This is a genomic window from Kerstersia gyiorum (assembly GCF_048595715.1).
Lineage (GTDB): Bacteria > Pseudomonadota > Gammaproteobacteria > Burkholderiales > Burkholderiaceae_B > Kerstersia > Kerstersia gyiorum.
In genome coordinates this window covers 1,128,343-1,142,456 of record NZ_CP169556.1, presented here as the reverse complement: position 1 = coordinate 1,142,456, position 14,114 = coordinate 1,128,343, and the positions used below count along the sequence as shown (strand labels likewise).

General features: G+C 64.0%; 14 protein-coding genes and 1 pseudogene. All 15 read left to right on the top strand.

Annotated features, from left to right (window positions below; all coding sequences use genetic code 11):
• The first annotated feature begins 17 nt into the window (after positions 1-17).
• The 15 genes and pseudogenes from ACEW7X_RS05015 to ACEW7X_RS04945 all read left to right on the top strand — a co-directional run bounded on the left by ACEW7X_RS05015 (position 18) and on the right by ACEW7X_RS04945 (position 13,965).
• Positions 18-1,016, top strand: coding sequence for a phenol hydroxylase (locus ACEW7X_RS05015; RefSeq protein ID WP_068373947.1), 999 nt, complete (start codon positions 18-20; stop codon positions 1,014-1,016).
• Between the two features lie 15 nt (positions 1,017-1,031).
• The gene (locus tag ACEW7X_RS05010) at positions 1,032-1,313 is read left to right on the top strand and encodes an MmoB/DmpM family protein (RefSeq protein ID WP_068373950.1); all 282 of its coding nucleotides are present in this window, start codon (positions 1,032-1,034) and stop codon (positions 1,311-1,313) included.
• Between the two features lie 38 nt (positions 1,314-1,351).
• Complete coding sequence (locus ACEW7X_RS05005; RefSeq protein WP_068373953.1) at positions 1,352-2,896, top strand: aromatic/alkene/methane monooxygenase hydroxylase/oxygenase subunit alpha; 1,545 nt, start codon at positions 1,352-1,354, stop codon at positions 2,894-2,896.
• A 14-nt stretch (positions 2,897-2,910) separates the two neighbouring features.
• Positions 2,911-3,267, top strand: coding sequence for a phenol hydroxylase subunit P4 (locus ACEW7X_RS05000; RefSeq protein ID WP_130487139.1), 357 nt, complete (start codon positions 2,911-2,913; stop codon positions 3,265-3,267).
• 31 nt (positions 3,268-3,298) lie between these two features.
• The gene (locus ACEW7X_RS04995; protein ID WP_068373974.1) at positions 3,299-4,363 is read left to right on the top strand and encodes an NADH:ubiquinone reductase (Na(+)-transporting) subunit F; all 1,065 of its coding nucleotides are present in this window, start codon (positions 3,299-3,301) and stop codon (positions 4,361-4,363) included.
• 74 nt (positions 4,364-4,437) lie between these two features.
• Positions 4,438-4,767: pseudogene (locus ACEW7X_RS04990) on the top strand (2Fe-2S iron-sulfur cluster-binding protein); the annotation flags it as partial.
• A 213-nt stretch (positions 4,768-4,980) separates the two neighbouring features.
• Positions 4,981-5,931, top strand: coding sequence for a catechol 2,3-dioxygenase (locus tag ACEW7X_RS04985; RefSeq protein WP_068373977.1), 951 nt, complete (start codon positions 4,981-4,983; stop codon positions 5,929-5,931).
• Between the two features lie 225 nt (positions 5,932-6,156).
• Entirely contained in the window at positions 6,157-6,537 is a 381-nt protein-coding gene (locus ACEW7X_RS04980) for a GlcG/HbpS family heme-binding protein (RefSeq protein WP_068374163.1), read from the top strand.
• A gap of 48 nt (positions 6,538-6,585) precedes the next feature.
• Positions 6,586-8,046, top strand: coding sequence for a 2-hydroxymuconic semialdehyde dehydrogenase (locus ACEW7X_RS04975; protein WP_068373980.1), 1,461 nt, complete (start codon positions 6,586-6,588; stop codon positions 8,044-8,046).
• Complete coding sequence (locus tag ACEW7X_RS04970; protein ID WP_420177698.1) at positions 8,027-8,953, top strand: alpha/beta fold hydrolase; 927 nt, start codon at positions 8,027-8,029, stop codon at positions 8,951-8,953. Before ACEW7X_RS04975 ends, ACEW7X_RS04970 begins: the two co-directional genes overlap by 20 nt.
• A gap of 185 nt (positions 8,954-9,138) precedes the next feature.
• The gene (locus ACEW7X_RS04965; RefSeq protein ID WP_130487140.1) at positions 9,139-10,857 is read left to right on the top strand and encodes an arylsulfatase; all 1,719 of its coding nucleotides are present in this window, start codon (positions 9,139-9,141) and stop codon (positions 10,855-10,857) included.
• Positions 10,844-11,989 carry a formylglycine-generating enzyme family protein gene (locus ACEW7X_RS04960; RefSeq protein ID WP_134838193.1) on the top strand — a complete coding sequence of 382 codons (1,146 nt, stop codon included), beginning with the start codon at positions 10,844-10,846 and terminating at the stop codon, positions 11,987-11,989. The genes ACEW7X_RS04965 and ACEW7X_RS04960 overlap by 14 nt, the downstream gene beginning before the upstream one ends.
• Positions 11,990-12,011: 22 nt before the next feature.
• A complete protein-coding gene (gene dmpE / locus ACEW7X_RS04955) occupies positions 12,012-12,794 on the top strand; it encodes a 2-oxopent-4-enoate hydratase (protein ID WP_134838192.1) in 783 nt (260 codons plus the stop codon).
• A 97-nt stretch (positions 12,795-12,891) separates the two neighbouring features.
• Entirely contained in the window at positions 12,892-13,680 is a 789-nt protein-coding gene (gene dmpH, locus ACEW7X_RS04950; protein ID WP_127773438.1) for a 2-oxo-3-hexenedioate decarboxylase, read from the top strand.
• A 93-nt stretch (positions 13,681-13,773) separates the two neighbouring features.
• The gene (locus ACEW7X_RS04945; RefSeq protein WP_068373988.1) at positions 13,774-13,965 is read left to right on the top strand and encodes a 2-hydroxymuconate tautomerase; all 192 of its coding nucleotides are present in this window, start codon (positions 13,774-13,776) and stop codon (positions 13,963-13,965) included.
• Positions 13,966-14,114 lie beyond the last annotated feature (149 nt).

The window sequence follows — 14,114 nt, the reverse complement described above, 5'->3', positions numbered from 1 at the left end:
ACAACAGGAGACTAGGCATGAACATTGATTTACAGGCACGGGAAATACAGCCCCTGCGCCAGACCTTCGACCGCGTGCAAGCCTATACCGGCGACAAGCCCGCGTCGCGTTACCTGGAAGCCATCCTGAGCACGCAGCCCACGGAGAACTTCCACTACCGCGCCACCTGGGAGCCCGAGTACGAACTGTTCGACCAGCGCCGCACGGCGATCCGCATGGCGGACTGGAATTCGCTGCGCGACCCCCGGCAGTTCTACTACGCCACCTGGACCATGGCGCGCGCCCGCCAGCAGGAAGCCATGGATGCCAACTACCAGTTCGTGGAATCGCGCGAGCTGCTCGACATGATGCCTGATGCCCTGCGCGCCAACGTGGCCGCCACGCTGATGCCGCTGCGCCACGTCGCCTGGGGCGGCAACATGAACAATTGCAGCATCTGTAGCCGCAGCTATGGCACAGCGTTTTCCGCGCCGGTGCTGATGCACGCCATGGACCACCTGGGCGCCGCGCAATACCTGACGCGCCTGGGCCTGCTGATGGGTGCGGAAACGACGCTGCTGGACGCAGGCAAGGCCGACTGGCTGGATGCCCCGGCCTGGCAGCCGCTGCGCCGCTTCCTGGAGGATTCCTTCGTCGTCATGGACCCGGTCGAGCTGTTCGTACTGCAGAACGTCGTCCTCGACGGCCTGCTCTACCCGCTCATCTACGGCCAGTACATCGACGGCTATGTGTCCCAGCGCGGCGGTACGCCGCTGGCCATGCTGACGGTCTTCATGCCCGAATGGCACAAGGAATCGGCCCGCTGGACCGACGCCCTGCTCAAGGTCATGGCGGCGGAATCCCCCGAAAACAAGGCACAGCTGCAGGAATGGCTGGCCCGCCACGGTGCCCGTGCCCAGGAAGTCCTGGCGCCGGTTGCCCAGCTTGCCATGCAGGACGATGGAGCCGCCGCCTTGCGCGCCGCCAGTGAAGAACTGCATACCCGCATGGCCAAGATCGGCCTCGCCCTGAACTGACCCGGGATCACCGCCATGACCAGCACGACCTCCAATGTATTCATCGCCTTCCAGGCCAATGAAGAATCCCGCCCGGTGGTGGATGCCATCCTGCAGGACAACCCCCAAGCCAGTGCCGTCTACTCGCCCGGCCTGGTGAAGATCGACGCCCCGGGCCGCCTGAGCATCCAGCGCGCCACGATCGAAGAGCATACGGGCCAGCCGTACGACCTGCAGCAGCTGCACGTCAACCTCGTCACCCTGTCGGGCAACATCGACGAGGACGACGACCAATTGACCCTGAGCTGGGGCGCCTGAGCCTCCCTGCCAAGAACAGACAGAAACGGAGACAAGATATGGATACCAGAGTCACACGCAAGAAGCTCGGCCTGAAAGAGCGCTACGCCACCATGACCCGCGGCCTGGGCTGGGAAACCAGCTACCAGCCCATGGACAAGGTGTTTCCCTATGACAAGTTCGAAGGCATCAAGATCCACGACTGGGACAAATGGGAAGACCCCTTCCGCCTGACCATGGACGCCTACTGGAAATACCAGGGCGAAAAGGAAAAGAAGCTCTATGCCGTGATCGAGGCCTTTGCCCAGAACAACGGCCAGCTGAGCGTCTCTGACGCCCGCTACATCAATGCGCTCAAGCTGTTCATCCAGGGCGTGACGCCGCTGGAGTACTACGCTTATCGCGGCTTTGCCCACCTGGGCCGCCACTTCACCGGCGAAGGCGCGCGCGTGGCCACGCAGATGCAGGCCATTGACGAACTGCGCCACTTCCAGACCGAAACGCACGCGCTGTCGCACTACAACAAGTACTTCAACGGCATGCACAACTCGAACCAGTGGTTCGACCGTGTCTGGTACCTGTCCGTGCCCAAGTCTTTCTTCGAGGATGCGCTGACTTCCGGCCCCTTCGAGTTCCTGACCGCCATCAGCTTCTCGTTCGAGTATGTGCTGACCAATCTGCTGTTCGTGCCCTTCATGTCCGGCGCGGCGCACAACGGCGACCTGTCCACCGTGACCTTCGGCTTCTCGGCGCAATCGGATGAATCCCGCCACATGACGCTGGGCATCGAGTGCATCAAGTTCATGCTGGAGCAGGACCCGGCCAACGTGCCCATCGTGCAGGGCTGGATCGACAAATGGTTCTGGCGCGGCTACCGCGTGCTGACGCTGGTCGCCATGATGCAGGACTACATGCTGCCCAAGCGCGTCATGAGCTGGAAGGAAGCCTGGGAAATGTACGGCGAAGCCAACGGCGGCGCGCTGTTCCGCGACCTGGCGCGCTATGGCATCCGCGAACCGCTGGGCTGGAAGCAGGCCATGGAGGAGAAGGACCACCTGAGCCACCAGGCATGGAATATCTTCTACAACTACTGCGGCGCCGCAGCCATGCACACCTGGGTGCCCGAAGACGAGGAACTGGACTGGCTGTCGCAGAAGTACCCCGATACTTTCGACAAGCTCTACCGTCCGCGCCTGCTGCATTACCGCAAGCTGCAACAGGAAGGCAAGCGCTTCTACAACAACGCGCTGCCCATGCTGTGCAATACCTGCCAGATTCCGATGGCCTTCACCGAACCCGGCGACCCGACGGCAATCTGCTATCGCGAAAGCACCTATCTGGGCCAGAAGTTCCACTTCTGCAGCGACGGCTGCAAGCAGGTCTTCGACCACGAACCGCAGAAATTCATCCAGTCCTGGCTGCCGGTGCACCAGATCTACCAGGGCAATTGCTTCAAGCCCGATGTCGATCCAACCGCCGAAGGCTTCGATCCGCTGGCCGCCGTGCTGGATTGGTACGGCATCCAGCCGGGCGTGGACAACATGGAATTCGACGGTTCGCCCGACCAGAAGAACTTTGCCAGCTGGACTGGCCGCAGCGTTTGAACAGGAGACACGCCATGACTTTGCGCACGCTCGCCCCGTATGACTTCCCGGCACGAGACACGGAGGACCGCTTCCCGGCGCCACTGCTGTACATCGGCTGGGATGGCCACCTGTCCTTCTGCTCGCCGGTCTGCCTGCCGGTGCCGCCCGACACGCCGTTCGCGGCGCTGCGCGACAGCATTCTGCCAACCATTTACAGCCAGCACCCGGACTTCGCCCTGATCGACTGGGACAAGGTCGAGTGGCTGAAATCCGGCCAGCCCTGGCAGCCGGACGCCGCGCGCAGCCTGGCCGACAACGGCATCGGCCACAAGGATGTGATCCGCTTTCGCACACCTGGGCTGACGGGGATCGCCGGCAGCCACAGCTAAGCGACGCGCAGACAGTACAGGAGAAGCAAACATGAGCTATCAGCTGACGATAGAACCCCTGGGCGCCACCATCGACGTGGAGGAAGGCCAGACCTTGCTGGATGCCGCTTTACGCCAGGGCATCTACATCCCGCATGCGTGCGGACACGGTCTGTGCGGAACCTGCAAGGTCGAAGTCGCCGAAGGGGACATAGATCATGGCAACGCCAACCCGTTCGCACTGATGGACTTCGAGCGCGACGAAGGCAAAACCCTGGCCTGCTGCGCGACCCTGGAATCCGACGCCGTGATCGAGGCGGACATCGACGAAGACCCGGACGCGCGCATCATCCCGGTACGCGACTTCGCCGGCACGGTGACCCGCATCGAAACCCTCACGCCCACCATCAAGGCCATTCACCTGAAACTCGATACACCGATCGAGTTCCAGGCTGGCCAGTATGTCCAGGTTCACATCCCCGGCATCGAGGGCACCCGCGCCTTCTCGATCGCCAATCCGCCCGGCGCCGATGGCCAGGCCACGGAAATCGAGCTCAACGTGCGTCGTATTCCCGGCGGCGCCGGCACCACCTGGCTGCACGAAAGCCTGGAGGAAGGCCAGCAGCTCGATGTCAGCGGCCCCTACGGACGTTTCTTCGTGCGCCGCTCGGCCGCCATGCCGATGCTGTTCATGGCGGGCGGATCCGGCCTGTCCAGCCCGCGCTCCATGATTCTGGAGTTGCTGGAAAGCGGCTGCGACCATCCCATCACCCTGGTCTATGGCCAGCGCAACCGGGCCGAGCTGTACTACGACCAGGAATTCCGGGAACTGGCGCAGCGCTATCCCAACTTCGAATATGTGGCCGCGCTGTCCGACGAACCGGAGGACTCCGGCTGGGACGGCCCGCGCGGCTTCGTGCACGACGTTGCGCAGCATCACCTGGCCGGTGATTTTTCCGGACGCAAGGCCTATCTGTGCGGCCCGCCGCCCATGATAGAAGCCTGTATCGGCACCCTGATGAAAGGCCGGCTGTTCGAACGCGACATCTATACCGAGAAATTCCTCTCGGCGGCGGACGCCAACAACGTCCGCAGCGCGCTGTTCAAACGCATCTAGGCCGATATCGAATCTTGGGATGCATGGAAACGCGGAACATACCGCGCCATGCAGCAACGGAAGGAGACACGCATATGTTGCCGCTGACACCCTGCCAGAAAGTGCCGGTCCGCGTCGTGCAATCGGACGAGACCTACCAATGCTCGCTGGAAGAAAGCCTGCTCAAGGGCATGCTGAAGCTCGGCCGCAAGGGCATTCCGGTGGGCTGCGTCAGCGGCGGCTGCGGCGTCTGCAAGGTCAGGATCATAGAAGGCAGCGTGCGGGCACTGGGCCCGGTCAGCCGGGCGCATGTCAGCCAGGAAGAAGAAGCCCAGGGCTACACGCTGGCCTGCCGCGTGGCGCCGCTGGAAGCCGTGGTGCTGGAAGTCAGCCCGCTGCTGCGCAAGCCCTTCTGCCGCCCGCCATGCCAGACGCCGGGAACGTGCCCCCCTGCGGACGGCGGTCCCGCTCCCACGACGCCCGCCACGGCCGGCCAGCCCCAGGTGACAGCTCCCCCCGTTATTGAATCGCAGGACCGCGCCGCTTTGGCGTTGTCCTGACATGGCCGTGAACGGCCAGACCAGGCAGTGAACCGGGGCCCGGCCCCGGACCCAACCAGAAAGACAAGGAGACAGACTATGAGCAGCCCCGTATTACGCATCGGCCACGCCAGCCTGAAAGTCATGGATATGCAGGCGGCCATCCACCACTACCAGGACGTACTGGGCCTGCAAGTGGTGCACCAGGACGACGCCGGCCACGTGTACCTGAAATGCTGGGACGAGTGGGACAAGTTCTCGCTGATCCTCACCCAGGCGGACCAGGGCGGCCTCAACCACCTGGCCTACAAAGTCCGCAATGACGCCGTACTCGACGAACTGCAGGCCCGCATCGAGAACTGGGGCCTGAGCACGACCATGATTCCGGCAGGCGCCTTGCCCTTCACCGGCCGCCAGCTGCAATTCCACCTGCCCAGCGGCCACGACCTGCGCCTGTACGCCGACAAGGAATTCGCCGGCACGGGCGTAGGCTCGCTGAACCCCGACCCCTGGCCCGATGGCCTGAAGGGCTGCGGCGTGCACTGGCTGGACCACTGTTTGCTGATGTGCGAGCTGAACCCGGAGGCAGGCATCAACACGGTGGAAGCCAATACGCGCTTCATGCAGGAAGTCCTGGGCTTCTTCACGACCGAACAGGTACTGGCCGGCCCGGACAACAGCATCCAGGCCGCGACCTGGATGGCCTGCACCACGACGCCGCACGACATCGCCTTCGTGGGCGGCCCGACCAGCGGCCTGCACCATATCGCCTACTTCCTGGATTCCTGGCATGACGTGCTGAAGTCGGCCGACATCATGGCCAAGAACAAGGTGCGTATCGACGTGGCGCCCACGCGTCATGGCATCACGCGCGGCGAGACGATCTATTTCTTCGACCCCAGCGGCAACCGCAATGAAACCTTTGCGGGCCTGGGCTACCTGGCCCAGCCAGATCGTCCGGTGACCACCTGGACCGAAGACATGCTCGGCAGCGGGATTTTCTACCACACCGGCGACCTCGTGCCTTCGTTCACCGACGTCTATACCTGATCTGCCGGGCCGTATCCCGCCCCCGGCCACACGCCTGGCTGCGGGACGCTGCCCGTAGCCAGGCAGCTTTTCCTACCGCCTGCCGCTGTACGGCAGGCTGATTGACACCCCAGCAAGGAGACTGGCATGAGCACGCCCCCCATTGCGGGCCTCGCAACTGAAGCCGCCGCCCGCGCCGGCCTCACCGTGGCGCGCACCGCGCTGAGCGCCCGCGCCATCTGGGTGATGACCGATGCCGCCCTGCGGCAAGCCGAGGCCCTGGGCATAGAGGTCAATATCGCGGTCGCCGATGCGGCTGGCCTGCTGGTCGGCTTCATCCGCCAGCCCGGCGCTCCCCTGCACTCCATCGACATCGCCATTGACAAGGCCTATACCTCTGCCAGCTTCGGGCTGGCCACCGGGCAGTGGCCCGAAGCCCTGCAATCGCATTCACCTGCCGTGCGCGACGGCCTGCTGCGCCGGCCGCGCTTCGTGGCCTTCGGCGGCGGCCTGCCCATCGAGATCGACAGCCAGCGCCTGGGCGGCATCGGCGTCTCTGGCGGCAGCGAAGCCCAGGACGAAATCATCGCCGGGGCCGGGCTCGCAGCACTGGCCCAGGAATACTAACCCCGCCTGCGGCGCGGCCGCAGCAACTCGGCAACAGGAACATCAGCCATGACCCAGAAACAGATTCTCAACTTCATTGACGGCCAGTACGTGGCGACACAGAAACACTTCGCCAAACATTCGCCCCTGGACCACAGCGTCATTGCCCAAGTGCACGAAGCCGGCAAGGCCGAAGTCGACCGCGCCGTGGCCGCTGCCCGCGCCGCGCTGGACGGCCCCTGGGCAAGGATGACGGTGGCCGAGCGCGTCGAGCGCCTGTATGCCGTGGCCGATGGCATCAACCGCCGCTTCGACGAGTTCCTGGCGGCCGAGTGCGCCGATACCGGCAAGCCGCGCAGCATCGCCAGCCACATCGACATCCCTCGTGGCGCGGCCAACTTCAAGATCTTCGCCGACGTCATCAAGAATGTGCCGACCGAGTTCTTTGAAATGCAGACGCCGGACGGCCGTGGCGCGATCAACTACGGCTACCGTGGTCCGGTGGGCGTGGTCGGTGTGATCTGTCCGTGGAACCTGCCGCTGCTGCTGATGACCTGGAAAGTCGGCCCGGCGCTGGCCTGCGGCAACACCGTCGTGGTCAAGCCCTCGGAAGAAACCCCGCAAACCGCCGCGCTGCTGGGCGAAGTCATGAACGAAGCCGGCATCCCCCCGGGCGTCTATAACGTGGTGCACGGCTTCGGCCCGGATTCAGCGGGCGAATTCCTGACGACCCACCCACATGTGGATGCCATTACCTTCACCGGCGAAACCCGCACGGGCGAAGTCATCATGAAGGCCGCCGCCAAGGGCGCCCGTCCGGTCAGCATGGAAATGGGCGGCAAGAACGCCGCCATCGTGTTTGCCGACAGCGACTTCGACGCCGCCATCGAGGGCACGCTGCGCTCGGCTTTCGTCAATAGCGGCCAGGTCTGCCTGGGCACCGAGCGCGTGTACGTGGAGCGCCCCCTGTTCGAGCGCTTCGTCGCCGAACTCAAGCGTCAGATTGAAGGCTGGAAGATCGGCCTGCCCGAAGACCCGGACACCAAACTGGGGCCGCTCGTCAGCCGCGAACACCAGCAGAAGGTGTTGTCCTACTATCAGTTGGCGGCCGAAGAAGGCGCAACGGTCGTGACTGGCGGTGGCAAACCGGCCATGGCGGGCGCACTGGCCGACGGCGCCTGGGTGCAGCCGACGATCTGGACCGGGCTGCCGGAAACGGCCCGGGTCATCAAGGAAGAAATTTTCGGTCCGTGCTGCCATATCGCCCCCTTCGACACTGAAGAAGAAGCCCTCAGGCTGGCCAACGACAACGAGTACGGCCTGGCCGCTGCCATCTGGACGCGCGACGTAGCGCGCGCGCACCGCGTGGCGCAACGTATGAAGGTTGGCATTTCCTGGGTCAACAGCTGGTTCCTGCGCGACCTGCGCACGCCGTTTGGCGGCGCCAAGCATTCCGGCATCGGCCGCGAAGGCGGCGTGCATTCGCTGGAGTTCTACACGGAGTTGAAAAATGTCTGCATCAAGCTCTGATACCAATCCGGAGATCGGCCGCAGCGTCATGGCCAGCGGCCTGCGCACCAATGTTCATGACATGGGCTCGGGTGCGCCGGTACTGTTGATCCACGGCTCCGGCCCCGGCGTGTCGGCCTGGGCCAACTGGCGCACGGTCATGCCGACGCTGGCCCAACGTGCCCGCGTCATCGCGCCCGACATGGCCGGCTTCGGCTATAGCGAAGGGCTGGATCTGTCGCTGCCGGGCGTACGCCATGACCTGTTTTCCTGGGTCTGGGTACGACAGGCGCTGGGCGTGCTGGATGCCCTGGGCATCGAACAGGCCGATATCGTCGGCAACTCGTTTGGCGGCGCCCTGGCGCTGGCGCTGGCCATCCGCCACCCGGAGCGGGTACGCCGGCTGGTGCTAATGGGCAGCGTAGGCGTGCCCTTCGCCCTGACTCCCGGCCTGGATTCCGTCTGGGGTTACACGCCCTCGCCGCAAAGCATGCGCCAGGTACTGGATATCTTCGCCCACGACCGCAATCTGGTCAGCGATGAACTGGCCCAACTGCGCTACCAGGCCAGCATCCGCCCCGGCGTGCAGGAAGCCTTCGGTGCCATGTTCCCCGCCCCGCGCCAGCGTTGGGTCGATGCGCTGGCCAGCCACGAAGAGGACATTCGCACCCTGCAGCATGAAACCCTGATCATTCACGGCCGAGAAGACCAGGTCATTCCACTGCAGAACTCGCTCACGCTGTCGCAATGGATTCCACGGTCTCAACTGCATGTGTTCGGGCACTGCGGCCATTGGACCCAGATCGAACATGCAGCGCGCTTTTCCCGTCTGGTAGGAGATTTCCTCGCCGAAGCGGGACAGGCCGAGCCCAAGGCATTGGCAGACCGGCAAACCGCCACGCGCCAGGATACAAAAGAGGCCGCCTGAGCGGCCTGCATAACAGGGCTGTAAGCAACCCTGAATTACCCCGGGCTGGCTGTGCCGGCCCGGTTTTTACTCGCTGTGGCGGCAGAGCCATGAAGCAGCGCTTTGCGCAAACCGTTTCATTTTTTGCTCGCCCATGGCAAGGCCCTAGAAAAAATCCACCAAAACCATAATCAGGGATAACAACAATGATCCACCACAAACCCTACCTGATGCCGCGCCTGCTCGGCCTGGCGCTGGCTGCCTGTGCCATGGCGGCCAGCGCCGCCGACCAGCCGCAACGCCCCAATATCCTTTTGATCGTCGCCGACGACCTCGGTTATTCCGACATCGGTGCCTTCGGCGGGGAAATCGCCACGCCGAATCTCGATGCGCTGGTTCAGGATGGCGTGGCGCTGACCGACTTCTATGCGTCGCCCTTTTGTTCTCCCACCCGTGCCATGCTGATGTCTGGCGCGGATAATCACCAGGTCGGCTTTGGCAGCATGGCCGAACTGCTGACACCGCAACAGCGTAGCCTGCCAGGCTACGAAGGCTACCTGAGCGATCGCGCGCTGCCCTTTCCTGTCGTGCTGCAGGACGCCGGCTACCGCACCTACATGGCCGGTAAATGGCATTTGGGCGTCAAGGAAGAATTTTCACCGCCGCAACGCGGCTTTGATCAGTCCTATGCCCTGATGCACGGCGGCGCCAGCCACTACGACCAGAGCGGCATCATCACGTTTGACGCGGACAAGGCACCCGTCGCCCTGTACCGGGAGAACGGCAAGGAAGTCCAGCTGCCGGACGACTTCTATTCCAGCGAGTTCTTCGCATCGCGCCTGCTGTCCTATATCGACGCCGACCAGCGCAAGGACCAACCCTTCTTTGCCTACCTGGCCTTTACCGCACCGCACTGGCCGCTCCAGGCGCCGGACGAATACATCCGCAAATACGAAGGCCGCTACGACGCCGGCTATGACGTGCTGCGCGAGGAACGCCTGGCACGCATGAAAAAGCTGGGCCTCGTGCCCCAGGACATGCAAGGCTATGTCGGTAACCCGGCCTGGCCGCGCTGGAAAGACTTGAGCCCGGAGCAGCAACGCGTGGAAAGCCGGCGCATGGCCGTCTATGCCGCCATGGTCGAAGCCATGGATGCCCAGATCGGACGGGTCATCGACCATCTGAAGCAAACCGGCCAGTATGACAATACAGTCGTCATTTTCATGTCCGACAACGGTGCGGACGGGAATACCGTGCTGGACGAAGGCGCGACCCGCGCCTGGGCCCACAAGCATCGCGACAACAGCTACGAGAATACCGGCAGGCCGGGCTCTTTCGTGGAATACGGGCCAGGCTGGGCGCAGCTTGGTTCCACCCCGTTCAACCTCTACAAGGCGTTCATGTATGAAGGCGGCATTTCCGTGCCCAGCATCGTGCGCCTGCCTGGCGGCAAACGCCAAGGTGAATTCGTTCGCGCCCCTGCGCACGTGACCGACGTGGCGCCCACCATCCTGGCACTGGCGCAGGTCGAACAGCCCGGCGAGCAATATCGCGGCCGTGATATCGTCCCCATGCAAGGACGCTCCATGGTGGATATGCTGGCCGGCCGCAGCGACAGCGTGCACGATACCTTCCGCCAGGGCTGGGAGCTGAATGGCCGTCGCGCCATGCGCGTGGGCGACTGGAAAATCGTTTACGCCAATGCCCCCTGGGGCAAGGACCGCTGGGAACTGTTCAATATCGCCGCCGACCGCGCCGAACTGAAAGACCTGGCCGCCGAGCACCCGGACAAGCTCAAGGAAATGATTTCGGAGTATGAGCAATATGCCAACCGCAACGGCGTCATGGATTTCGAAGGGCTGGCGTCCCGCCCGGGCTACAGCAACAGCCTGAATTACTACAAGGACCTCGATGAAAGCCTCTGAGCGTCCGGGTAATGGCCTCACGCTGGCGCGCTGCGTACTGGCAGCCGGACTGCTGGCCGGGCTGGCCGGACTGGCCGCCCCTCCGCTGGCGGGGGCCGCCACGCCGCTGCCCGCCCCGGCGCCAGCGCATGATTGCCTGGCCTACAGCGGCATTCCCGACGGTTTCGGCCCTGCCACGGACAAAGCACCCAACCGTGCCGGCCTGGTTGCCATTCCCGGCGGCCGCTTCCTGATGGGTGCCGACGACGGCTACCCTGAAGAAAAACCGGTGCATCCGGTGGCCGTGGCCGGTTTTTTCATAGATCGCCATGAAGTGACCAATGCCCAGTTTGCCCGCTTCGTCGCCGCGACCGGCTATGTCACCCGTGCCGAACACGCTCCAGATCTCCCCCACGGCATCCAGGTGCCCGATGCCTACCGCCAACCGGGTTCAGCGGTTTTCGTCCCACCTGCCAGGCCATCAAGCGGGCATGCGGGCGCGGGCCACGACCATGACGACCATGGAACAACCGAGCAGCATGGCGCCTATCAATGGTGGGCCTGGGTTCCCGGTGCAAACTGGCGCCATCCCGGCGGTCCCGACACCGGCATCGAAGGGCTGGAAAACCATCCGGTGGTTCACATCGCCTACGAAGATGCGCAGGCCTATGCCCGCTGGCTGGGGCGCGATCTGCCGACCGAAGCGCAGTGGGAATATGCCGCGCGTGGCGGCCTGGAAGGCGCTACCTACCCCTGGGGAAATACGCCGGAACTGCAAGGCCGCCTGATGGCCAATACCTGGCAAGGCAATTTCCCGGCGCAGAACCTGGTACGTGACGGCTATGCCGGCAGCGCGCCCGTAGGCTGTTTTCCCGCCAACGGCCATGGCCTGTGGGATGCCGTCGGCAATGTCTGGGAATGGACCCGCGACCCCTGGCGCCCCTACCACGACCCGCAGGCTTCCTCAGAACCCCCGGCCCAAGCCCACCTCGCGCCTGGCCGCCAGGCTGCCACACGCGTCATCAAGGGCGGCTCCTTCCTCTGCGCCCCGAATTTTTGCATGCGTTACCGCCCAGCCTCGCGCCAGCCCCAGGAGGCCGCCATGTCCACCATGCACGTGGGCTTTCGCACTGTCCTCAATCTCGAACCTTGACAGCAACAACAGGAACTTAGCCATGGACCAGCAGCAGATCCAGACTCTCGGCGCCGAACTCTACCAGGCCTTGCGCCAGCGCCAGGTCATCGCCCCCTTGACCGAACATCATCCGGACATGAGCATCGAAGATGCCTACGCCGTCCAGCAGGCCATGCAGGCCCTGCGCCTGGCCAGCGGCGAGCGCGTGGTCGGCAAGAAAATCGGCGTAACCAGCCAGGCCGTGATGAACATGCTGGGCGTCTACCAGCCGGACTTCGGTTGGTTGACCGATGGCATGGTCTACAACGAAGGCGAACCCATTGCTGCCGCCAGCCTGATCCAGCCCAAGGCGGAAGGTGAAATCGCCTTTGTGCTGAAGAAAACCCTAAAGGGGCCGGGTATTACCGCTGCCGACGTGCTGGCTGCGACCGAAGGCGTCATGGCCTGCTTCGAAATTGTCGATTCCCGTATCCGCGACTGGAAGATCAAGATCCAGGACACAGTGGCCGACAACGCGTCCTGCGGCGTATTCGTGCTGGGCGACCGCCTGGTCGATGTGCGCGACGTGGATCTATATACCTGCGGCATGGTCCTGGAGAAAAACGGCGAGATCGTGGCAACTGGCGCAGGCGCAGCGGCCCTGGGCCATCCAGCCAATGCCGTGGCCTGGCTGGCCAATACGCTGGGACGCCTGGGCATCGCCCTGGAGGCCGGCGAGGTCATCCTGTCCGGTTCACTGGCAGCCATGGTGCCGGTCCAGGCGGGCGACAACCTGCGCGTCACCATCGGCGGCATCGGCGGTTGCTCGGTCCGTTTCGTTTGAACACCCCATACTGCCGCCCCCTTTTTCCCTGCCTTGCATTACGGCTGCCTGCCGGATCTCCGGCAGGCCATCACTCTGAACATAGAAGGAAGACGACATGGCCCTGAACCCCGAAACCATCGCCCAACTGGCCGAGCACCTGGAAACCTGCCAGCTGGAAGCCCGCGACACGCCAAAGATCACCAATGACCACCCTGACATGGACTGGGATGACGCCTACGCCATCCAGGATGAAATCCTGCGCCGCAAGCTGGCCCGGGGTGCGCGAGTGGTCGGCCTGAAAGCCGGCCTGACCTCTCATGCGAAGATGAAGCAGATGGGCGTGGAAACCCCGGTATTCGGCTTCCTGGTGGACGAGTACAGCGTGCCGGAAGGCGCCGAAATCAAGACCAGCGACCTGATCCACCCGAAGGTCGAGCCGGAAATCGCTTTCGTGCTCAAGCATGCGCTCAAGGGGCCGGGCTGCCATATCGGCGCCGTACTGGCCGCCACCGAATTCGTCCTGCCCGGCATTGAAGTCATAGACAGCCGCTACCGCGATTTCAAGTTCGACCTCAAGAGCGTGGTGGCCGACAACACCTCGGCAGCACGCTTCGTCGTGGGCGGCCAGGCGCTGCGGCCGGACCAGACCGACCTGCGCACGGTCGGCATCGTGCTCGAAAAAAATGGCGAACCGGTCGCGCTGGGCGCAGGCGCAGCAGTGCTGGGCCACCCGGCAGCCGCCATCGCCATGCTGGCCAATCACCTGGGCAAGAAGGGCCAGGAAATCCCTGCGGGCAGCCTGATCCTGTCCGGTGGCGTCACGGAAGCCGTCGCCGTCGCCGCCGGCGATCACGTCTGCCTGCGTGTGCACGGCATGGGCAGCGTCTCGCTGCGCTTTGCCTAAGGCTTCCCGCCCCCTTTCCCCAGTCCGGGGCCGGCCTGCGCCCGCCCCGGGGCTACCGGCCTCAGATGATCTTTCACTCTGACAGGAGATGCCATGCCATTTGCACAAATCCATATTCTCGAAGGCCGCACCGAAGCACAGAAAAAGGCGGTGATCGAGAAAGTCACCCAGGCACTGGTGGAGGCACTCGACGCCCCTGTCGCCAATGTGCGTGTCTGGATTCAGGAAGTCCCCAAGGAAAACTGGGGCATCGCAGGCGTCAGCGCGAAAGAGCTAGGACGCTGATACGCCCCCCGTCCAGTCTGGATTCGGCAAGGACCATCCGGTCCCTGCCTGCGCGACAGGCACACAACCCCGTTCCCTCAGCCTGCAGGAAGCGTCGGCCTTCGAGCAAACATTATTGGCCAGAGCGCCCGCGACGCCTGTCCACCCGC

Coding starts and splice junctions, on each gene's coding strand:
- ACEW7X_RS05015 (WP_068373947.1), top strand. CDS start 18: ATGAACATTGATTTACAGGCACGGGAAATACAGCCCCTGCGCCAGACC.
- ACEW7X_RS05010 (WP_068373950.1), top strand. CDS start 1,032: ATGACCAGCACGACCTCCAATGTATTCATCGCCTTCCAGGCCAATGAA.
- ACEW7X_RS05005 (WP_068373953.1), top strand. CDS start 1,352: ATGGATACCAGAGTCACACGCAAGAAGCTCGGCCTGAAAGAGCGCTAC.
- ACEW7X_RS05000 (WP_130487139.1), top strand. CDS start 2,911: ATGACTTTGCGCACGCTCGCCCCGTATGACTTCCCGGCACGAGACACG.
- ACEW7X_RS04995 (WP_068373974.1), top strand. CDS start 3,299: ATGAGCTATCAGCTGACGATAGAACCCCTGGGCGCCACCATCGACGTG.
- ACEW7X_RS04985 (WP_068373977.1), top strand. CDS start 4,981: ATGAGCAGCCCCGTATTACGCATCGGCCACGCCAGCCTGAAAGTCATG.
- ACEW7X_RS04980 (WP_068374163.1), top strand. CDS start 6,157: ATGACCGATGCCGCCCTGCGGCAAGCCGAGGCCCTGGGCATAGAGGTC.
- ACEW7X_RS04975 (WP_068373980.1), top strand. CDS start 6,586: ATGACCCAGAAACAGATTCTCAACTTCATTGACGGCCAGTACGTGGCG.
- ACEW7X_RS04970 (WP_420177698.1), top strand. CDS start 8,027: ATGTCTGCATCAAGCTCTGATACCAATCCGGAGATCGGCCGCAGCGTC.
- ACEW7X_RS04965 (WP_130487140.1), top strand. CDS start 9,139: ATGATCCACCACAAACCCTACCTGATGCCGCGCCTGCTCGGCCTGGCG.
- ACEW7X_RS04960 (WP_134838193.1), top strand. CDS start 10,844: ATGAAAGCCTCTGAGCGTCCGGGTAATGGCCTCACGCTGGCGCGCTGC.
- dmpE (WP_134838192.1), top strand. CDS start 12,012: ATGGACCAGCAGCAGATCCAGACTCTCGGCGCCGAACTCTACCAGGCC.
- dmpH (WP_127773438.1), top strand. CDS start 12,892: ATGGCCCTGAACCCCGAAACCATCGCCCAACTGGCCGAGCACCTGGAA.
- ACEW7X_RS04945 (WP_068373988.1), top strand. CDS start 13,774: ATGCCATTTGCACAAATCCATATTCTCGAAGGCCGCACCGAAGCACAG.